We start from the raw sequence: 19,170 nt of genomic DNA on the forward strand, positions 1-19,170 counted from the left end.
ATAGTTCCTCCTCTAACCTTGGGTAATAAACTCACTAACTATTTTACCAAAAAAATGTGGTTGTTCCACATGAACTGTATGCCCAGCCTGCTCAGCTAATATAAATTGACTGCCTTCAAGCTCCTGCTGCATAAATGTGGCGATATTGCAGAACTTTTCATCAAGCGCTCCACAAATCAACAAAACAGGTAAATTCATATGCTTTAAAGCCTTCCAAACAGAGGGCTGCGAACCTGTTCCTATGCCTTCTAAACTGCGAGCCAGTCCAAGTGGATTGGCTTTTAGCCTTTCCTCTCGTAGTTGAGCCTGCGTGTCAGCTGATAAAGTTTTCTGCGAAGCAAACAGTGGAATACTCTCCCAAAAATCCACAAATTTCACTAAACCTTCATGTCTCATTTTCTGAGCCAGCTGATGATCATGTTTGAGTCTTGCCATCCGCTCTTTAAACGTGCGAAGCCCTGGAGAGGTACTCTCTAGAATCAACTTGTTGACTCGCTCTGAATAACGAGAGGCAAATGATAAAGCAATACGTCCTCCCATAGAATATCCGAGAATATTCACTTTGTGAAGCTTTAATTGGTTTAAAATCTCTGCAAGATCTGCTAGCTGATGCGACATCGCATATCTTCTTATACTTTCTGGTGAGTCCGTGCGGCCATGTCCAAGCAGGCTGACTTGAATCAATCTTGTATTTTCCATATAAGCATTCAAGAATGTCCAAGAAGCCGCGCTTCCAGTGAAACCGTGTAAGCATAGCGTGGCATTCTCACCTGATGGATTCTGATCCACCACCTCGTACGCCACACCATCACGCATCCGTATTATGAAAGAAGACATTCTTTTTTCACTTCTTCCAATATGTCATCCATCATTTGACGATGCTTGCTTGCACGAGAATGCCGATCTGTATCAATTTCAATTAAATGAAGTCCAGGCTCTTCTATATGCGCCTTGTAGACATATTGTAATTCTTGTTTCGTTGACGGTTTCGCATAGGTTCCCCCATACAACTTCGAAGCATACTCAAAATTCAGTCCAGTCGGTGTACCAAAGAGTTTTTCATAATACGGTTCCTCAGACGCCTGCGGAAGGAAAGAAAAGATGCCTCCTCCATCATTGTTTAACAACACAATCGTCAGTGGAATGTCCATCAACTTCGCTGCAAGGAGACCATTCATATCATGGTAAAATGATAAATCTCCAATCACTAAGGTGACCGGCTGTTTCAAAGCTGCATACGTGCCAAGTGCTGTAGACACAACACCATCAATACCATTTGCTCCTCGATTCGCCATCATTCGAAAAGGCTTCGATTGCGCTTCAAAAAATGTATCCACATCACGAATCGGCATACTATTCCCGATAAACAGGACACTCTCCTTCGGCAAAAGATGCTGAAGCTGACGGTACACATTCCCCTCAAATGACAGATCCTCATCAGAATAATGGGAAGCATGCGTTCTGAATGATGAATTTGCATCCTGCCAGCGCTTTAGAAAACTTGTATCCTCACGTTGATCCGCTCTATTGACTACTTCATCTACAAAAGCTGCCACATCACTTTCAATGACATATGAAGCACTCAGCCCAGGATCTCGAAAACCTCCAGCAGCATCAACAACAATCTGATTCACTTCCGCATGTTTTTCCAGCCACTTGAATAAAGGCTTAGACACAGGCATCGGTCCAAAACGAATAACCATATCCGGCAATAGGTGCTGCTGCAATGCTTCATCTTTCAATAAAGAATCATACGCATCAATAATAAGATCTGCATGCTCATGACCATTTCGCAAATGAGAAAGCGGGTCCGCTAAAATCGGTATATGCAAGGCTTTTGAAAGACGTATTACTGCCTCTTTCTCTTCCTCCGTATGAAGCTCGCCACACACAATCAGTCCCTTTTTGGAACGGTTCATGACCGTCACAATTTCAGATATCGCATCATCATTTGGGAAAGCCTGTCCTGTAGCTAATACTTTTTTCCGGTCTGTTTCTTCTCGCTCGAAAGGATCAATAGACAAATCAGGAAGCAATGGTTCTCTCAGAGGGACATTGATTTGTACAGGTCCCTTCGGCTCTTGCATCGACATATGATTTGCTCTTGCCGCAGCCGTCTGAACATAGCGTAACATCGTCTGACTTTCTTCTGGCAACGCTAAGTCTGTGAACCATTTAACAAACTTACCGAATAAGAATTGCTGATCAATCGCTTGAGGTGCCCCAACTTCCCTCAATTCGTGCGGTCGATCAGCAGTTAAAACAATAAGTGGGACACGGGAATAATGTGCCTCTACAATGGCTGGGTAAAAGTTAGCTGCTGCTGTACCTGACGTACAAATAAGCAGCACTGGAGTTTGACTTGCTTTTGCAAGACCAAGCGCATAAAAAGCAGCAGACCGTTCATCCACTAATACATGGACATTGATGTCTTGGTGGGCTAGAGCCAGCATTGCAAGCGGGGTCGAACGAGAACCTGGACAGACAACTGCCTCTTGTACGCCACCTTGGACAAATTCATCCATCAATCTGCCAATATATATTGTCATGATTTGATTATTCAATAGGACGACCTCCAAGAGCAGATAGCATTGGTCTTAATTTCACTTGCGTTTCCTCGTACTCCTGCTTTGCAAGGGAATCCTCTACAATGCCGCAGCCAGCGAACAAACGAACATGGTCTTCCTCAATAAGACCTGACCGAATGGCAACAGCAAATTCTCCATTATCCTGAGAGTCAATCCACCCTACCGGCGCTGCGTACCAGCCACGTTTCAACGGTTCGATTTCACGAATGACCTCAACCGCCTTTTCCTTCGGATATCCGCCTAATGCTGGCGTCGGATGGAGCTGTTCAATTAATGAAAAAAGAGAACAGCTGCTTTTAATTTCTCCTACAATCGGTGTAAACAAATGCTGAATGTTTTTTGTTTTATAAAGACTAGGTTGATTTGGTTTATGCACGCGAAGGCAATTGGCCTCAAATGCTTGCTCAATCATATTGACAACAATTTGATGTTCAATCAAATTCTTCTCATCATGCAGCAGTTCCTTGCCTAATGCTCGATCTTCCTCTTCATCTTTTCCACGAACAATCGAACCTGCTAAACAAGATGAAAAGACCTCTCCGCCGCTTTTTTTCACTAAGCGTTCCGGCGTAGCTCCGACAAATGCTTGTCTCCCCTGCTCAACCGCAAATACATAACTCGTTGTTTGATGCTTTAATAATTCTGATAACAGTGGAGCGAGTTCAATTTGATTTTTATAGTGAAGCAAGACTTCTCTTGCTAAAACAACCTTTTCATATTCGTTTGCACGAATGTGGTCTGTCGCTTCTTGGATCGCCTTCATCCATTCCTTCACATCTCGTTCTTCCATATGAACAAGTTCAGCTTGTCCACCATGTCTGAGCGGTAATGTTTCGTAATGAGAGGCTTTTTGTTCTAATTCTTGAATGAGCTGATGAACATTACCGTCCACCTGCTTCCATTCATTGATCGTAAGAAACGTGCCTTCTTTCGAGACAGTGAGCATCATCGATGGCACAAAAAAATGAGCCTCGCCAAAAGCTTCCCAGTGACGCGCCTTCTCTTCATACGGATCAAATGAGAATCCTCCAAATAAAAGCGGACCAACAGCCGCTTGCCTTAACTCCTTCTCATCATGAAAATGGAACATGTGCTGCTTCAGCTGTTCCCATTCTTGATGGACTGTATCAAATCGTTCCTTGCCTTGCTCAGATGATTTAATAACGGCCGCTCTGCCAAGTCCAGAAAATATCATTTGGCTTTCTGGATCAGACCAAAAAAACCGCTCGCCTAAAAAATCCGCTTCGCCGCTTTGGAAAAAGGCAAGAGGATCCAGATCGTCAACTCTTCTGGAGTAGCTTATCAAAACAGCATGGTTGACGTTATTCGCTTCTTCTAATGTCGCAAGCGCTTCCTGCCGGAAAGTACTTTGCACTGTTGTCACCATGATACATTCCTCCAAAATCCATGAAATAACATAAAAAAATAAAACCATAATGAAAAAATACGTGAACATTCGAGTATGTCGAATGACCTGCTTTTCTATTATAAACCTTAACAGATGAACTTAGTAAAGAAAACAGCTTTTAAAACCTCGAATCCTTATTATATCACGCTTTCTAGATTTTTTCGCTCTGCTTCTTGAAACGAGAGCATCTATAAGAAAAATGGAAAGTCTTGTTCTAAGATCAAGCTTTCTCTGGATATGGCAACGATTAGCAAACATCTTTTTCAGGTTTCATCGCATCAATATATTGACACCTTTTTGAACTTTGCTAAACTGGAATTTGGACGTGTACGTATTTTTTTATTTAAAGGAGTATATTTTATGCAGCATCAATCGATATCAGATCAGCTTTCACCGATTAAGCCTGATAAGAACTGGCGGATTTGGTGGAATTTACTACGACCGCATACATTAACAGCAGCATTTATTCCCGTTACTTTAGGAACTGTTCTAGCACTTCCAAGTGGTCAAATACATGTTGGGCTATTTTTAGCTATGCTGTTTGCATCTATGTTTATCCAAATCGCAACGAACATGTTTAATGAGTACTTTGATTATGTTCGCGGATTGGACAATGAGAAATCTGTCGGCATCGGCGGCGCCATTGTCAGAAATGGCGTGAAGCCTAAAACCGTTCTCGGCCTTGCTTATGCACTATTTGCGCTTTCTTTACTACTAGGAGTGTATATTTGCATGATGTCTAGCTGGTGGATTGCACTGATAGGACTCATTTGTATGGCAGCAGGCTATTTCTATACAGGCGGTCCTGTTCCTATTGCATATACACCGTTTGGAGAACTTGTGTCAGGTGCTTTTATGGGACTAGGAATCATCCTGATCAGTTTCTATATTCAAACAGGCACACTAACGTCTAAAGCTGTTCTCGTCTCATTACCAATTTCTATTTTAGTTGGTGCCATCTTACTATCAAACAATATCCGCGATTTAGACGGCGACAAAGAAAATGGACGAAAAACACTTGCTATTCTTGCTGGGCGAAAGGCTGCTGTGAACATTTTACTTTCCATGTTTTTGCTCTCTTATGTACTTATTTTTGTTTATATCTTCACAGATATTGTCGGCCTTTGGAGTCTTCTTGTTTTACTCAGTGTGCCAAAAGCATATACAGCTATCAAAGAATTTAGGCAAAAAGAAAAACCAATTGAATTAATGAATGCCATGAAATCTACAGCTCAAACCAATACATTTTTCGGTTTTCTGCTGACAATCGCTTTGATCTTACAATACTATATCGCGTAACAAAGAACGCCTGCAGCCGCAGGCGTTTTTTCATGAGGAATTGCTTCAAATTGGAACTAGTCTTACAGATAAAATTGCTCATACTAACATTATGTTTGATATGAAAGGATGATCGCTTTGTTGTCTAAAGACGAATTACATCATTTGAAGCAGCGACTTCTCGATGAAAAGCACGAACTCGAAGCCAAAAGCCATGACGATGAACAAAAAGTATCATTTCCTTATGATTCGGTAGGAGACCTGTCAGCCTATGATAATCACCCAGGTGATCAAGGGACAGAGCTGTTCGAACGCGGGAAGGATATTGCGTTAAACAGTTTGGAACATGAACATCTGTTAGACGTTAATGAAGCACTTCAAGCCATCACAGACGGCTCTTATGGCCTATGCAAGGTCTGTAAATCACCTATCCCAAAGGAACGCTTAGAAGCCTTACCTAGTGCCGTCACATGCACAGAGCATTCAAAAGAACAAACCGTTTCACAAAACCGTCCGATTGAAGAGGATTTATTAAGTCCGCCATCAGGGAAATTCGAAAATGAAGAAAGTGCAGCCTATGATGGAGAGGATGCATATCAAGACGTAGAACGCTACGGAAACTCTGATACGCCGTCTGATATGGAATTTCCTCCATTGACATACGATGATGTGTATACACAATCAGAAGATGAAGATTATGTCGAAGACTATGAAGGATTCGCAGCTGCTGATATTGAAGGCAAGGCAAGTAAAGTATATCCAAATAAAGCTCACGAAGCCTATGAAAAAGCATTAGACGAAGAAGGCATCATGACGGTATTTGGTGACTTGAAGCCGTACGAAAAAGAACCTTATACAGAAGAAAATCATTAGTCCCCTCATATTGGGGGCTTTATGTTTATATCATGTAATGATTGGGAAATCATTTTAAGAGTGAATTTGATTGGAGGAGATTCTTAATGGCTAGAAAAAGTATCGTTTGGGCAGTGGTTGTCTTCTTTATTACATACGCATTATTCTCTATTGCCGGGTTCTTGTTTCCGATTGACAGAGAGTGGTATGATGCATTAAATAAACCGGAATGGACACCGAGTGGTGGAGTAATTGGTGCTGTGTGGGCTGTCTTATTTGCTCTCATCTCGTTGTCCGCAGCGATCATTTATGGAAAGTACGGATTTCAAAAAATCACTTTACCATTTTGGATTCTTTTTCTTTTAAATTATGTATTTAATCAAGCCTTTAGTTTTTTTCAATTTACACAAAAAGATCTATTTGCCGCTACGATCGACTGCCTGCTTGTAGCACTGACAGCACTTGCTCTTGTCATCGTCTCACGTAAACTAAGCAAAGTCGTTCCAATTTTACTAATTCCTTATGTCTTATGGGGCTTCTTTGCAACATACTTGTCTTATACGATCTATTCCATGAACATGTAAAAAAGACCGCTATAATGGCGGTCTTTCTTTTCTGAAGAAAATAAAAAAGAGATCTTTGACAAGATCTCTTTTAAACATGACCCGTACGGGATTCGAACCCGTGTTACCGCCGTGAAAGGGCGGTGTCTTAACCGCTTGACCAACGGGCCAGATAAATGGCGGAGAAGGAGGGATTTGAACCCTCGCGCCGCTCGCGCGACCTACACCCTTAGCAGGGGCGCCTCTTCAGCCACTTGAGTACTTCTCCATTTGGCTCCGCAGGTAGGACTCGAACCTACGACCGATCGGTTAACAGCCGATAGCTCTACCACTGAGCTACTGCGGAATATCATGGTGGGCCTGAGTGGACTCGAACCACCGACCTCACGCTTATCAGGCGTGCGCTCTAACCAGCTGAGCTACAGGCCCATGAACGGATATACAAATGGAGCGGGTGATGGGAATCGAACCCACGACATCAGCTTGGAAGGCTGAGGTTTTACCACTAAACTACACCCGCAAAAATATGTATGGGGCGATTGATGGGAATCGAACCCACGAGTGCCAGAGCCACAATCTGGTGCGTTAACCACTTCGCCACAACCGCCATACTATCAATATTTTTTTATAAAAGTGGCTCGGGACGGAATCGAACCGCCGACACACGGATTTTCAGTCCGTTGCTCTACCAACTGAGCTACCGAGCCAAGTAGTCATTTTAAAAATGGCGGTCCGGACGGGACTCGAACCCGCGACCTCCTGCGTGACAGGCAGGCATTCTAACCAACTGAACTACCGGACCATTTTGGTTGTACTCAAAGAGCATTCCCCATTGGTAAATAAAATAATTTGGTTGCGGGGGCAGGATTTGAACCTGCGACCTTCGGGTTATGAGCCCGACGAGCTACCGAACTGCTCCACCCCGCGATGATATAAGTTTTTAAAAAATATGGCGGAGGAAGAGGGATTCGAACCCCCGCGGGCTTTGACACCCCTGTCGGTTTTCAAGACCGATCCCTTCAGCCGGACTTGGGTATTCCTCCGTATAGATGGTGGACCTTGTAGGACTCGAACCTACGACCGGACGGTTATGAGCCGTCTGCTCTAACCAACTGAGCTAAAGGTCCTTTATAGCGGCGGAGGGGATCGAACCCCCGACCTCACGGGTATGAACCGTACGCTCTAGCCAGCTGAGCTACACCGCCATGATCAAAATAATCTTTTAAAAGTGGAGCCTAGCGGGATCGAACCGCTGACCTCCTGCGTGCAAGGCAGGCGCTCTCCCAGCTGAGCTAAGGCCCCATAAAAGATGGTCGGGAAGACAGGATTCGAACCTGCGACCCCTTGGTCCCAAACCAAGTGCTCTACCAAGCTGAGCTACTTCCCGATCTTAATGGCGCGCCCGAGAGGAGTCGAACCCCTAACCTTTTGATCCGTAGTCAAACGCTCTATCCAATTGAGCTACGGGCGCTTATTGTATAATGCCGAGGGCCGGACTTGAACCGGCACGGTAGTCACCTACCGCAGGATTTTAAGTCCTGTGTGTCTGCCAATTCCACCACCCCGGCGTGGATGGTATAAGCGGAAGACGGGATTCGAACCCGCGACCCCCACCTTGGCAAGGTGGTGTTCTACCACTGAACTACTTCCGCATTACAGGATTTCTTTATTTTGTTTGGCTATGCGGGTGAAGGGACTTGAACCCCCACGTCATAAAGACACTAGATCCTAAGTCTAGCGCGTCTGCCAATTCCGCCACACCCGCATGAAAATGGTGAGCCATGAAGGACTCGAACCTTCGACCCTCTGATTAAAAGTCAGATGCTCTACCAACTGAGCTAATGGCTCGCTTTAAAAGCGACTTGTCTATCTTACCATATGAAAGTGGTGCCGGCAAGAGGACTTGAACCCCCAACCTACTGATTACAAGTCAGTTGCTCTACCAGTTGAGCTACACCGGCTTTATCTATCCCAACATTATGTAAGAATAAATATGGTGGAGGATGACGGGCTCGAACCGCCGACCCTCTGCTTGTAAGGCAGATGCTCTCCCAGCTGAGCTAATCCTCCACTATGTAGGAATCTCTCGATCCGACAAAGATTATTATATACAGGTTTTCATCATTTGTAAAGGCTATATTAAAAAAATTTTATTTCAATTTTCATTACGTATTTCTTTTAACAAATGACCGTTATTTCCTCTATTCAAACAGCGTGATCTAACGTTCATCACTTAAACTTGTCCACTCTATATTCTCTTTAAAAACGGGCAATTCCTTTATAAATATTAACATCTCACATTAGATACAGTATGTCCGAAATAGAATTATCTACTAATAACGATACAGAGCTCTTCTATCATCTATTAACCTAACTCTCTACTGGTTTAACTGAAACGCTCGATCTCTTTTGTTTTAATGTGTTTCACATGCTTGTAAATGAGTTAGAGTGTCCAAACATTCATCAAACAAGTGCAACCAACAGCATATTTTCTCAAGAAGCACAAAAAAGACCAGTTCCAAATGGAACTGATCCTTAGAAAAGCTTGGCGGCGTCCTACTCTCACAGGGGGAGACCCCCAACTACCATCGGCGCTGAAGAGCTTAACTTCCGTGTTCGGTATGGGAACGGGTGTGACCTCTTCGCTATCGCCACCAAACCTGATGGAGAGAATGTTCTCTCAAAACTAGATAACAATGTTCAAGCTTCACATTAGAATATAGGTTAAGTCCTCGATCTATTAGTATCTGTCAGCTCCACGTGTCACCACGCTTCCACCTCAGACCTATCAACCTGATCATCTTTCAGGGATCTTACTTCCTTGCGGAATGGGAAATCTCATCTTGAGGGGGGCTTCATGCTTAGATGCTTTCAGCACTTATCCCGTCCGCACATAGCTACCCAGCGATGCCCTTGGCAGAACAACTGGTACACCAGCGGTGCGTCCATCCCGGTCCTCTCGTACTAAGGACAGCTCCTCTCAAATTTCCTGCGCCCGCGACGGATAGGGACCGAACTGTCTCACGACGTTCTGAACCCAGCTCGCGTACCGCTTTAATGGGCGAACAGCCCAACCCTTGGGACCGACTACAGCCCCAGGATGCGATGAGCCGACATCGAGGTGCCAAACCTCCCCGTCGATGTGGACTCTTGGGGGAGATAAGCCTGTTATCCCCGGGGTAGCTTTTATCCGTTGAGCGATGGCCCTTCCATGCGGAACCACCGGATCACTAAGCCCGACTTTCGTCCCTGCTCGACTTGTAGGTCTCGCAGTCAAGCTCCCTTGTGCCTTTACACTCTGCGAATGATTTCCAACCATTCTGAGGGAACCTTTGGGCGCCTCCGTTACATTTTAGGAGGCGACCGCCCCAGTCAAACTGCCCACCTGACACTGTCTCCCTGCCCGATAAGGGCAGCGGGTTAGAAGGTCAATACAGCCAGGGTAGTATCCCACCGATGCCTCCACCGAAGCTAGCGCTCCGGTTTCCAAGGCTCCTACCTATCCTGTACAAGCTGTACCAACATTCAATATCAGGCTGCAGTAAAGCTCCACGGGGTCTTTCCGTCCTGTCGCGGGTAACCTGCATCTTCACAGGTACTATAATTTCACCGAGTCTCTCGTTGAGACAGTGCCCAGATCGTTGCGCCTTTCGTGCGGGTCGGAACTTACCCGACAAGGAATTTCGCTACCTTAGGACCGTTATAGTTACGGCCGCCGTTTACTGGGGCTTCAATTCGCACCTTCGCTTACGCTAAGCGCTCCTCTTAACCTTCCAGCACCGGGCAGGCGTCAGCCCCTATACTTCGCCTTACGGCTTCGCAGAGACCTGTGTTTTTGCTAAACAGTCGCCTGGGCCTATTCACTGCGGCTTCTCGGGGCTTTAACACCCTAAGAAGCACCCCTTCTCCCGAAGTTACGGGGTCATTTTGCCGAGTTCCTTAACGAGAGTTCTCTCGATCACCTTAGGATTCTCTCCTCGCCTACCTGTGTCGGTTTGCGGTACGGGCACCTCTCACCTCGCTAGAGGCTTTTCTTGGCAGTGTGGAATCAGGAACTTCGCTACTAAATTTCGCTCGCCATCACAGCTCAGCCTTCACGGGAAACGGATTTGCCTATTTCCCAGCCTAACTGCTTGGACGCGGATATCCAATACCGCGCTTACCCTATCCTCCTGCGTCCCCCCATTGCTCAAATGGTGAGGAGGTGGTACAGGAATATCAACCTGTTGTCCATCGCCTACGCCTTTCGGCCTCGGCTTAGGTCCCGACTAACCCTGAGCGGACGAGCCTTCCTCAGGAAACCTTAGGCATTCGGTGGACGGGATTCTCACCCGTCTTTCGCTACTCATACCGGCATTCTCACTTCTAAGCGCTCCACCAGTCCTTCCGGTCTGACTTCACAGCACTTAGAACGCTCTCCTACCACTGTTCGTAAGAACAGTCCGCAGCTTCGGTGATACGTTTAGCCCCGGTACATTTTCGGCGCAGAGTCACTCGACCAGTGAGCTATTACGCACTCTTTAAATGGTGGCTGCTTCTAAGCCAACATCCTGGTTGTCTAAGCAACTCCACATCCTTTTCCACTTAACGTATACTTTGGGACCTTAGCTGGCGGTCTGGGCTGTTTCCCTTTCGACTACGGATCTTATCACTCGCAGTCTGACTCCCAAGGATAAGTCATCGGCATTCGGAGTTTGACTGAATTCGGTAACCCGGTAGGGGCCCCTAGTCCAATCAGTGCTCTACCTCCGAGACTCTTACCTTGAGGCTAGCCCTAAAGCTATTTCGGAGAGAACCAGCTATCTCCAGGTTCGATTGGCATTTCACCCCTACCCACACCTCATCCCCGCACTTTTCAACGTGCGTGGGTTCGGGCCTCCATTCAGTGTTACCTGAACTTCACCCTGGACATGGGTAGATCACCTGGTTTCGGGTCTACGACCACGTACTCATGCGCCCTATTCAGACTCGCTTTCGCTGCGGCTCCGCATCTTCTGCTTAACCTTGCACGGGATCGTAACTCGCCGGTTCATTCTACAAAAGGCACGCCATCACCCTTTAACGGGCTCTGACTACTTGTAGGCACACGGTTTCAGGATCTATTTCACTCCCCTTCCGGGGTGCTTTTCACCTTTCCCTCACGGTACTGGTTCACTATCGGTCACTAGGGAGTATTTAGCCTTGGGAGATGGTCCTCCCGGATTCCGACGGAATTTCACGTGTTCCGCCGTACTCAGGATCCACTCTGGAGAGAACAACATTTCAGTTACAGGGCTGTTACCTTCTTTGGCGGGCCTTTCCAGACCTCTTCGCTTATATCGTTCCTTTGTAACTCCGTATAGAGTGTCCTACAACCCCAAGAGGCAAGCCTCTTGGTTTGGGCTGTTCCCGTTTCGCTCGCCGCTACTCAGGGAATCGCATTTGCTTTCTCTTCCTCCGGGTACTTAGATGTTTCAGTTCCCCGGGTATGCCTTCTCATACTCTATGTATTCAAGTATGGATACTACTCCATTACGAGCAGTGGGTTTCCCCATTCGGAAATCTCCGGATCAAAGCTTGCTTACAGCTCCCCGAAGCATATCGGTGTTCGTCCCGTCCTTCATCGGCTCCTAGTGCCAAGGCATCCACCGTGCGCCCTTTCTAACTTAACCATTTCTTACTTTAGAAAGAATCACTATGTGTGATGAACTTTGCATTGCATTCAATGTGAATGTATTACTTATTGTTATCTAGTTTTCAAAGAACAATCCTGTCTCGCTAGAGACATGTTTTGAAGGAATGATCCTTCAAAACTAAACAAGACGAAAACGCACGCTGCTCCATATATCCTTAGAAAGGAGGTGATCCAGCCGCACCTTCCGATACGGCTACCTTGTTACGACTTCACCCCAATCATCTGCCCCACCTTCGGCGGCTGGCTCCATAAAGGTTACCTCACCGACTTCGGGTGTTGCAAACTCTCGTGGTGTGACGGGCGGTGTGTACAAGGCCCGGGAACGTATTCACCGCGGCATGCTGATCCGCGATTACTAGCGATTCCAGCTTCACGCAGTCGAGTTGCAGACTGCGATCCGAACTGAGAACAGATTTATGGGATTGGCTAAACCTTGCGGTCTCGCAGCCCTTTGTTCTGTCCATTGTAGCACGTGTGTAGCCCAGGTCATAAGGGGCATGATGATTTGACGTCATCCCCACCTTCCTCCGGTTTGTCACCGGCAGTCACCTTAGAGTGCCCAACTAAATGCTGGCAACTAAGATCAAGGGTTGCGCTCGTTGCGGGACTTAACCCAACATCTCACGACACGAGCTGACGACAACCATGCACCACCTGTCACTCTGTCCCCGAAGGGAAAGCCCTATCTCTAGGGTTGTCAGAGGATGTCAAGACCTGGTAAGGTTCTTCGCGTTGCTTCGAATTAAACCACATGCTCCACCGCTTGTGCGGGCCCCCGTCAATTCCTTTGAGTTTCAGTCTTGCGACCGTACTCCCCAGGCGGAGTGCTTAATGCGTTAGCTGCAGCACTAAGGGGCGGAAACCCCCTAACACTTAGCACTCATCGTTTACGGCGTGGACTACCAGGGTATCTAATCCTGTTCGCTCCCCACGCTTTCGCTCCTCAGCGTCAGTTACAGACCAGAGAGTCGCCTTCGCCACTGGTGTTCCTCCACATCTCTACGCATTTCACCGCTACACGTGGAATTCCACTCTCCTCTTCTGCACTCAAGTTTCCCAGTTTCCAATGACCCTCCCCGGTTGAGCCGGGGGCTTTCACATCAGACTTAAGAAACCGCCTGCGAGCCCTTTACGCCCAATAATTCCGGACAACGCTTGCCACCTACGTATTACCGCGGCTGCTGGCACGTAGTTAGCCGTGGCTTTCTGGTTAGGTACCGTCAAGGTGCGAGCAGTTACTCTCGCACTTGTTCTTCCCTAACAACAGAGCTTTACGATCCGAAAACCTTCATCACTCACGCGGCGTTGCTCCGTCAGACTTTCGTCCATTGCGGAAGATTCCCTACTGCTGCCTCCCGTAGGAGTCTGGGCCGTGTCTCAGTCCCAGTGTGGCCGATCACCCTCTCAGGTCGGCTACGCATCGTCGCCTTGGTGAGCCATTACCCCACCAACTAGCTAATGCGCCGCGGGTCCATCTGTAAGTGACAGCCGAAACCGTCTTTCATCCTTGAACCATGCGGTTCAAGGAACTATCCGGTATTAGCTCCGGTTTCCCGGAGTTATCCCAGTCTTACAGGCAGGTTACCCACGTGTTACTCACCCGTCCGCCGCTAACATCCGGGAGCAAGCTCCCTTCTGTTCGCTCGACTTGCATGTATTAGGCACGCCGCCAGCGTTCGTCCTGAGCCAGGATCAAACTCTCCGAAAAAGTACAAAACCGAAGTTTTGTTTTTCGTCAGCGTTTGACTGACTACCTATGATGTTTCATAGGATTTTTTTATAAATACTCGAATTAACAGGTACGTTTTGTCTTGTTTAGTTTTCAAAGATCATCTTCGTCGTCTCTCAGAGGCGACTTTATTAATATAACATTCTATCAAGATAAAGTCAACAACTTTTTTCTTTATGTTATTTAATAACCGCGCTGTTTTAGCGACGAATACAAATATAACACCTTTTGAGAGAGGAAACAAGTATTTTTTCTAAATAATTTATTTTTTCTTATCTCTCCTATATAATCATACAAAAATTGATTGTCACAGGAATTCTCTATTGTTGATCCTGAAGGTCTTTAGTATATTTATAATAGAAGAAAACTAAATAACCGCAGGGGGAGCTTTGTGCTGAGAGTGAACATTCGTTGTTCTGACCCTTTGAACCTGTCAGTTAATACTGAAGTAGGAATGTGGATTCAATTGAATACATGTGGTGTATTCAACTCGATATGTTTTTCTATGAATAACATACTCATCCTTACACGGTCTCTCCTTGCTCAATTCATGAAAAGGGAGATTTTTTTATGCAGCAATCAAATCAATTGGTACGACTGATGGAAATCGCAATTATGACTTCACTTGCACTAGTATTAGATTACTTATCAGGTCTCTTTTTAAGAATGCCGAACGGCGGATCTCTTGCGCTGATTATGATACCCGTCATTCTTATGTCTATTAGATGGGGAATATCAACCGGGTTTATCATTGGTGTGCTTATTGCAGGCCTTCAGCTGATGAATGGCCCTATTATCGCTACACCAGTTCAAGGATTTCTCGATTATTTCGTCGCATCTGTTGTCATTTCCCTAAGCGGCCTATTTTCTGGATTGATTAAAAAAGCCATTCAGGATCAAAAGCGAAAGCAGCAATTCTTCTATATTACCTTATCCGTATTTGTTGCAAGTTTCTTTAGACTGTTGACGTTCTTTATCTCTGGTGTTGTTTTCTTTTCTCATTATGCACCAAAAGGAACTCCAGGTTGGGTTTACTCTTTAATTTATAACAGCACATATATGGTTCCTTCATTTATTATTTGCAGTATCGTTCTTTGCATACTCATACCAAGTGCATCTCGTTTGGTTTTTCCGCACCAAAAATAACTGGCTGATTTCAGCTGGTTATTTTTTTATGCATAATTTGCCGCTCTATGGAATCTATTAATAGTAGAAGATTTCATGTTGGAGGTACGCCAATGAACCCTTACTCCATTATGCTGTGCTGCTATATTCTCAGTCTTGCTTATTTTTTGGCAGGTTTCCATGAAGCTTTAAAAATAGCAGGAATAAAAGGAAAAGTAGAAGCTTCTCCTCTTATCTCTTATATGTTGCTAGCTGTGCTTTTCACTTTTTTCTCTCATTATTATTGGAAGCTGACGATTTAATTCGGTGTAGATGGTCATTTAATACAGGCAGCTCCCACCCATACCCTATTTCATCATGCTTCTCGCCAGCCAGCTCGAACTGGCTGGTAACGACAAAATGAGGTTGAAGCTTTTGATAAAAATGCTTTGCCGAATTTTGTTCAAATACCCACAGCATTATATTCTGATACCCTTTCTCTATTAAATAACTCACTCCTTCTGCAATTAAAGCGATACCTGCTCCTGATCTCTGTTTCTCTTGCAATAAATAGATCGCGTAAAGTTCTCCATCATATGTTGGATAGCGCTCATCACGTTGTTTTCCAAAAGAAGCAAAACCAAATACCCCCTCGGCATCTTCTGCGACAAACGTCCCTTCAAGTGACCTTCTTCTCCAGCTCTCTTCTCGATCTTCTATATTTAAACCATCCAAATAATCCTGATTAATAATGCCTTGATAAGTCGTCTGCCAGCTCTTCACATGTATTTCGGCAATTTTAGGAATATCTTGTTGTACAGCATGCCTCACCTTCATTCGCGCCACTCCTTCTCACTGTTTTCATCCTATCTTTATTATGATAAATTCCTATTTCCTAAAATTCAATCAATAAAGGATATTCGTTGACATTTTGTCAACACGCCTTTATATTGGGTACGACTTCTTTTATAGAAGAGTTGATACATCATACAAAGGATGGCGTAAAATGGATTCTAAAACAACTGAGCTTGGGTCTCTCTTAAAGGAAAGATTGCAACAACGTTCTCTATCTTTAAGAGAGCTCAGCACGTACACAGGAATTGATAAAGCGACACTGTCTCGAATCATGAATGGAAAAAGAAAACCAACTTTGAATCATCTGCAGCGGCTTTCAGATTCTCTGAACCTATCATTAGATCAACTATTAGCTGCTTCAGGGTTTCCAATCAAAAACGAAAAGGTACATAGTGATACGTTCATACAAACGGTCGTAGAGATCGAAAAAACACTGAAAGATGAGAAGGTCTACGACGGTACATTTAGTCAGACCAAATTGAAACAAAAGCTAAACGAATATGAGACCTATAGCCAAACAAACGAGGGAAAAGAAACGATCTCAGCAAAGTTTGAGAAAAAGATGGAGGCGGTAAACGGCGCCGGGCCATTCCTTCAGCATTTGAAAGACATGTACAGCTTATTTATGACCGAACGAGGTACTTCTCGAGAATTAATGCTGATGGGGGGCACACTCCTTTATTTCATTATGCCTGTTGACTTAATACCAGATTTTATTTTTCCGATCGGCTATATTGATGATGCTGCGGCTGTGAAAATCGTCATAGACCAGCTGACAAATAGGTAGCAGGAAAAGAAGCTATGAAAAAACAGTACAACATTGACTTCATACTTTTACTCACTGTGATTTGTTTATTTGTCATCAGCCTGATAGCTGTATATAGCGGATCAGGACAGTATGAATCGCAGGATATGTTTTATTTCGTCAAAAGACAAATTTTCTGGTATATCGTCGGTTTCGGTCTTATGGCCGTTGCTGCATACTTTGATTATGAACTTCTTGAGCGTTTATCTTTTCGGTTATTTACAGGTGGTATTTTTCTCATTATTCTTGTGCATTTTTTCGGAACGAGTCAAAACGGATCCCAAAGATGGATCAGCTTCGGTTCAATTAAAGTTCAGCCATCAGAGTTCATGAAAATTTTTGTGATCCTGCTGCTAGCGGCTGTCTTGAACCAATACAAGCATCAGCGATTTTCGTTTAAAGAAAGCATCATTCCTACAAGTAAAATCGTTTGCTGGACCGTTGTCCCTTTTTTCCTCATTTTAATTCAGCCTGATTTAGGGACAGCGCTCGTGATATTATCTATCGCCTTTACACTGATGCTTGTGTCAGGAATTTCTAGCAAGATGATGGCCGCATTAATGGCTTCTTTTCTTGCACTTCTTTCATTTTTGGTCTACTTACACAACGAACACTTTGAGCATTTCACAAAAATCATTAAGCCACATCAGCTTGATCGCATTTATGGCTGGCTCTCTCCCGATGAATTTGATTCAACATACGGGTATCAGCTGAAACAATCGATGCTCGGCATTGGATCAGGTCAATTATCAGGTAGCGGTTTTACACAGGGGCATCAAGTACAAGGAGGTAATATCCCTGAAGCGCATACGGATTTTATCTTTGCCGTCATTGGTGAGGAGTTTGGTTTTATCGGCGCCTCCCTTTTGATGTGTTTGTACTTAATGATGATTTACCGAATCATTCATGTGGCTATGCATGCTAATACGCTTTATGGATTGTACATATGTGCAGGAGTCGTTGGGCTGATCGTGTTTCAAGTTTTCCAAAACGTAGGGATGACAATCGGTTTAATGCCTGTGACGGGACTTGCGCTTCCTTTTATCAGTTATGGAGGCAGTGCGCTATTGACTAACATGATCGCCATTGGCCTCGTGTTTAGTGTCAATATCAGGTCATCATCCTATATGTTTGGAGACAACTGGAATTGAAGAGGATGGCATTTCTTCTATCTCATTTCAAAAAAGTTGACCGCGTTCTTGCTGGAACGATTGTGTTCCTCTGCTTATTTGGTTTACTGATGGTGTACAGTGCAAGTTATCCTTTAGGAGAAGTAAAGTATGAGAAGGGCAGCTATTTCTTTATCAAACAATGGCAATGGCTCCTGATTGGGGGATTCTTTTTCTTCATTGCCGCTCTTTTCCCTTATCAGATTTATCGTAAATGGATGAAATGGCTTGTCATGCTGTCATTGCTATGTCTCATCCTAGTCCTGATTCCTGGAATCGGTGTTGTCAAAAACAATTCACAGCGGTGGATTCAGCTGGGCTCTCTTATGCTCCAACCTTCTGAAGCTGTGAAACTAGTGATGGTGATCTATTTTGCCTATGTGTACGCGAAAAAACAGGCGTACATTACATCTTTTAAAAAAGGCGTGCTGCCGCCACTCATCCTTTTAAGTCTTGTTTTTTTATTAATCTTAAAGCAGCCTGATTTAGGCACAGCTGTGTCTATTTTATCAAGCTGTGGCATCATTTTATTATGTGCTGGGCTGAAAACGCGCCATCTTATTTTGCTAGGATCGACTGCCGTAGCAGGTATCACTTTTTTTGCAGTGACAGCACCTTACCGTTTGAAGCGGCTGACTTCTTTTCGTGATCCTTTTCAGTATGAAGATGGAGATGGCTATCAGCTGATTCATTCGTATCTCGCAATGAATTCAGGCGGACTGACAGGGAATGGCTTAGGCGGGAGTATTCAAAAGCTAGGCTTTCTCCCCGAAGCCCATACGGATTTTATTATGGCCATTATCAGTGAAGAGCTGGGCATCATGGGGATTTTGATTGTGATGGGTGCATATCTACTCATCATGTATCGCGCAATGCGAATTGTGCGGGCTTTACATGACCCTTTTGGAAAACTGTTAACGATCGGGCTTACGTTTCAAATCATGCTCCAAGCAGTCTTTAATTTAGGTGCTGTCTTTGGTCTTCTTCCGATCACAGGCATTCCGCTTCCCTTCATTAGTTATGGCGGCTCCTCCCTAGTGTTCATGATGATATCTGCTGGTATTCTCGTAAATCTTTCTTCATATGTAAAAAGGAATCCATATCGGGCGCATGCCAAATAGACACCTTCTGTTGGAAGGTGTCTA

At 44.8% G+C, this 19,170-nt stretch carries 11 protein-coding genes, 21 tRNA genes, 3 rRNA genes and 1 riboswitch; of the genes, 7 read left to right on the top strand and 28 right to left on the bottom strand.

The features are described 5' to 3' along the window. Nucleotides 1-12: 12 nt before the first annotated feature. Genes menH through MKY18_RS13880 form a run of 3 tightly spaced genes read right to left on the bottom strand, consistent with a single transcriptional unit; the run spans nucleotide 13 to nucleotide 3,975 of the window. Nucleotides 13-837, bottom strand: coding sequence for a 2-succinyl-6-hydroxy-2,4-cyclohexadiene-1-carboxylate synthase (gene menH / locus MKY18_RS13870; protein ID WP_185108919.1), 825 nt, complete (start codon nucleotides 835-837; stop codon nucleotides 13-15). After that, nucleotides 822-2,564 (bottom strand): 2-succinyl-5-enolpyruvyl-6-hydroxy-3-cyclohexene-1-carboxylic-acid synthase, encoded by a 1,743-nt coding sequence (gene menD / locus MKY18_RS13875; protein WP_113768706.1) that lies wholly within the window; start codon nucleotides 2,562-2,564, stop codon nucleotides 822-824. The genes menH and menD overlap by 16 nt, the downstream gene beginning before the upstream one ends. After that, nucleotides 2,557-3,975 (bottom strand): isochorismate synthase MenF, encoded by a 1,419-nt coding sequence (locus MKY18_RS13880; RefSeq protein ID WP_106066855.1) that lies wholly within the window; start codon nucleotides 3,973-3,975, stop codon nucleotides 2,557-2,559. Before MKY18_RS13880 ends, menD begins: the two co-directional genes overlap by 8 nt. A 381-nt stretch (nucleotides 3,976-4,356) precedes the next feature. Here MKY18_RS13880 and MKY18_RS13885 point away from each other — a divergent pair, with 381 nt between their 5' ends. The 3 genes from MKY18_RS13885 (at nucleotide 4,357) to MKY18_RS13895 (ending at nucleotide 6,710) form a co-directional block, all read left to right on the top strand. Then, complete coding sequence (locus tag MKY18_RS13885; protein WP_065098670.1) at nucleotides 4,357-5,295, top strand: 1,4-dihydroxy-2-naphthoate polyprenyltransferase; 939 nt, start codon at nucleotides 4,357-4,359, stop codon at nucleotides 5,293-5,295. 117 nt (nucleotides 5,296-5,412) lie between these two features. Beyond that, nucleotides 5,413-6,147 (top strand): TraR/DksA C4-type zinc finger protein, encoded by a 735-nt coding sequence (locus tag MKY18_RS13890; protein ID WP_106066854.1) that lies wholly within the window; start codon nucleotides 5,413-5,415, stop codon nucleotides 6,145-6,147. Nucleotides 6,148-6,233: 86 nt separating this feature from the next. Then, a complete protein-coding gene (locus MKY18_RS13895) occupies nucleotides 6,234-6,710 on the top strand; it encodes a tryptophan-rich sensory protein (protein WP_106066853.1) in 477 nt (158 codons plus the stop codon). Nucleotides 6,711-6,787: 77 nt separating this feature from the next. Here MKY18_RS13895 and MKY18_RS13900 read toward each other — a convergent pair. The 24 genes from MKY18_RS13900 to MKY18_RS14015 all read right to left on the bottom strand — a co-directional run bounded on the left by MKY18_RS13900 (nucleotide 6,788) and on the right by MKY18_RS14015 (nucleotide 14,071). Further along, nucleotides 6,788-6,859: transfer RNA gene (locus MKY18_RS13900), tRNA-Glu, on the bottom strand. Between the two features lie 7 nt (nucleotides 6,860-6,866). Continuing rightward, nucleotides 6,867-6,957 (bottom strand) — tRNA-Ser (locus MKY18_RS13905). A gap of 3 nt (nucleotides 6,958-6,960) precedes the next feature. Continuing rightward, nucleotides 6,961-7,035, bottom strand: a tRNA-Asn gene (locus MKY18_RS13910). Between the two features lie 6 nt (nucleotides 7,036-7,041). Continuing rightward, nucleotides 7,042-7,118, bottom strand: a tRNA-Ile gene (locus tag MKY18_RS13915). Between the two features lie 17 nt (nucleotides 7,119-7,135). After that, a tRNA-Gly gene (locus tag MKY18_RS13920) sits at nucleotides 7,136-7,209 on the bottom strand. An 11-nt stretch (nucleotides 7,210-7,220) separates the two neighbouring features. Next, a tRNA-His gene (locus tag MKY18_RS13925) sits at nucleotides 7,221-7,296 on the bottom strand. A gap of 27 nt (nucleotides 7,297-7,323) precedes the next feature. Further along, nucleotides 7,324-7,396 (bottom strand) — tRNA-Phe (locus tag MKY18_RS13930). Between the two features lie 18 nt (nucleotides 7,397-7,414). Next, nucleotides 7,415-7,491 (bottom strand) — tRNA-Asp (locus MKY18_RS13935). A gap of 48 nt (nucleotides 7,492-7,539) precedes the next feature. Then, nucleotides 7,540-7,616, bottom strand: a tRNA-Met gene (locus MKY18_RS13940). A 23-nt stretch (nucleotides 7,617-7,639) separates the two neighbouring features. Then, nucleotides 7,640-7,732: transfer RNA gene (locus tag MKY18_RS13945), tRNA-Ser, on the bottom strand. Between the two features lie 7 nt (nucleotides 7,733-7,739). After that, nucleotides 7,740-7,816, bottom strand: a tRNA-Ile gene (locus MKY18_RS13950). Between the two features lie 4 nt (nucleotides 7,817-7,820). Beyond that, nucleotides 7,821-7,894: transfer RNA gene (locus MKY18_RS13955), tRNA-Met, on the bottom strand. 24 nt (nucleotides 7,895-7,918) lie between these two features. Next, a tRNA-Ala gene (locus MKY18_RS13960) sits at nucleotides 7,919-7,991 on the bottom strand. An 8-nt stretch (nucleotides 7,992-7,999) separates the two neighbouring features. Further along, nucleotides 8,000-8,076 (bottom strand) — tRNA-Pro (locus tag MKY18_RS13965). 7 nt (nucleotides 8,077-8,083) lie between these two features. Then, nucleotides 8,084-8,160: transfer RNA gene (locus MKY18_RS13970), tRNA-Arg, on the bottom strand. A gap of 11 nt (nucleotides 8,161-8,171) precedes the next feature. Beyond that, nucleotides 8,172-8,257 (bottom strand) — tRNA-Leu (locus MKY18_RS13975). Nucleotides 8,258-8,269: 12 nt separating this feature from the next. Continuing rightward, nucleotides 8,270-8,341: transfer RNA gene (locus MKY18_RS13980), tRNA-Gly, on the bottom strand. Between the two features lie 30 nt (nucleotides 8,342-8,371). Continuing rightward, a tRNA-Leu gene (locus MKY18_RS13985) sits at nucleotides 8,372-8,454 on the bottom strand. A 7-nt stretch (nucleotides 8,455-8,461) separates the two neighbouring features. Further along, nucleotides 8,462-8,537, bottom strand: a tRNA-Lys gene (locus MKY18_RS13990). A gap of 37 nt (nucleotides 8,538-8,574) precedes the next feature. Continuing rightward, nucleotides 8,575-8,650: transfer RNA gene (locus MKY18_RS13995), tRNA-Thr, on the bottom strand. Between the two features lie 33 nt (nucleotides 8,651-8,683). Then, nucleotides 8,684-8,759, bottom strand: a tRNA-Val gene (locus tag MKY18_RS14000). A gap of 473 nt (nucleotides 8,760-9,232) precedes the next feature. Further along, a 5S ribosomal RNA gene (gene rrf / locus MKY18_RS14005) occupies nucleotides 9,233-9,348 on the bottom strand. Between the two features lie 61 nt (nucleotides 9,349-9,409). After that, a 23S ribosomal RNA gene (locus MKY18_RS14010) occupies nucleotides 9,410-12,340 on the bottom strand. Between the two features lie 182 nt (nucleotides 12,341-12,522). Beyond that, nucleotides 12,523-14,071, bottom strand: a 16S ribosomal RNA gene (locus MKY18_RS14015). Together the 16S, 23S and 5S rRNA genes with 21 tRNA genes alongside form the textbook arrangement of a ribosomal RNA operon. A gap of 391 nt (nucleotides 14,072-14,462) precedes the next feature. After that, nucleotides 14,463-14,564, top strand: a riboswitch (TPP riboswitch). Nucleotides 14,565-14,662: 98 nt separating this feature from the next. Here MKY18_RS14015 and thiT point away from each other — a divergent pair. Beyond that, nucleotides 14,663-15,238 carry an energy-coupled thiamine transporter ThiT gene (gene thiT, locus MKY18_RS14020; RefSeq protein ID WP_044140737.1) on the top strand — a complete coding sequence of 192 codons (576 nt, stop codon included), beginning with the start codon at nucleotides 14,663-14,665 and terminating at the stop codon, nucleotides 15,236-15,238. Between the two features lie 240 nt (nucleotides 15,239-15,478). On the opposite strand, the gene MKY18_RS14025 is transcribed toward thiT, so the two are convergent. Continuing rightward, entirely contained in the window at nucleotides 15,479-16,033 is a 555-nt protein-coding gene (locus tag MKY18_RS14025; protein WP_044140739.1) for a GNAT family N-acetyltransferase, read from the bottom strand. 169 nt (nucleotides 16,034-16,202) lie between these two features. On the opposite strand from MKY18_RS14025, the gene MKY18_RS14030 reads away from it, so the two are divergent. Genes MKY18_RS14030 through ftsW form a run of 3 tightly spaced genes read left to right on the top strand, consistent with a single transcriptional unit; the run spans nucleotide 16,203 to nucleotide 19,146 of the window. Continuing rightward, nucleotides 16,203-16,838: a DUF1232 domain-containing protein gene (locus MKY18_RS14030; RefSeq protein ID WP_126741614.1), complete on the top strand. Its 636-nt coding sequence runs from the start codon at nucleotides 16,203-16,205 to the stop codon at nucleotides 16,836-16,838. Between the two features lie 14 nt (nucleotides 16,839-16,852). Then, nucleotides 16,853-18,007, top strand: coding sequence for a rod shape-determining protein RodA (gene rodA, locus MKY18_RS14035; RefSeq protein WP_065098971.1), 1,155 nt, complete (start codon nucleotides 16,853-16,855; stop codon nucleotides 18,005-18,007). Next, nucleotides 18,004-19,146: a putative lipid II flippase FtsW gene (gene ftsW, locus MKY18_RS14040; RefSeq protein ID WP_342497543.1), complete on the top strand. Its 1,143-nt coding sequence runs from the start codon at nucleotides 18,004-18,006 to the stop codon at nucleotides 19,144-19,146. Before rodA ends, ftsW begins: the two co-directional genes overlap by 4 nt. Nucleotides 19,147-19,170 lie beyond the last annotated feature (24 nt).

The organism is Bacillus sp. FSL R7-0672, from assembly GCF_038601465.1.
In the GTDB taxonomy this organism is placed as follows: domain Bacteria; phylum Bacillota; class Bacilli; order Bacillales; family Bacillaceae; genus Bacillus; species Bacillus pumilus.

Excerpts from the sequence above, each read along its gene's own strand:
- menH (WP_185108919.1), bottom strand. The coding sequence starts at position 837 with ATGTCTTCTTTCATAATACGGATGCGTGATGGTGTGGCGTACGAGGTG.
- MKY18_RS13880 (WP_106066855.1), bottom strand. The coding sequence starts at position 3,975 with ATGGTGACAACAGTGCAAAGTACTTTCCGGCAGGAAGCGCTTGCGACA.
- MKY18_RS13885 (WP_065098670.1), top strand. The coding sequence starts at position 4,357 with ATGCAGCATCAATCGATATCAGATCAGCTTTCACCGATTAAGCCTGAT.
- MKY18_RS13895 (WP_106066853.1), top strand. The coding sequence starts at position 6,234 with ATGGCTAGAAAAAGTATCGTTTGGGCAGTGGTTGTCTTCTTTATTACA.
- thiT (WP_044140737.1), top strand. The coding sequence starts at position 14,663 with ATGCAGCAATCAAATCAATTGGTACGACTGATGGAAATCGCAATTATG.
- MKY18_RS14025 (WP_044140739.1), bottom strand. The coding sequence starts at position 16,033 with ATGAAGGTGAGGCATGCTGTACAACAAGATATTCCTAAAATTGCCGAA.
- MKY18_RS14030 (WP_126741614.1), top strand. The coding sequence starts at position 16,203 with ATGGATTCTAAAACAACTGAGCTTGGGTCTCTCTTAAAGGAAAGATTG.
- rodA (WP_065098971.1), top strand. The coding sequence starts at position 16,853 with ATGAAAAAACAGTACAACATTGACTTCATACTTTTACTCACTGTGATT.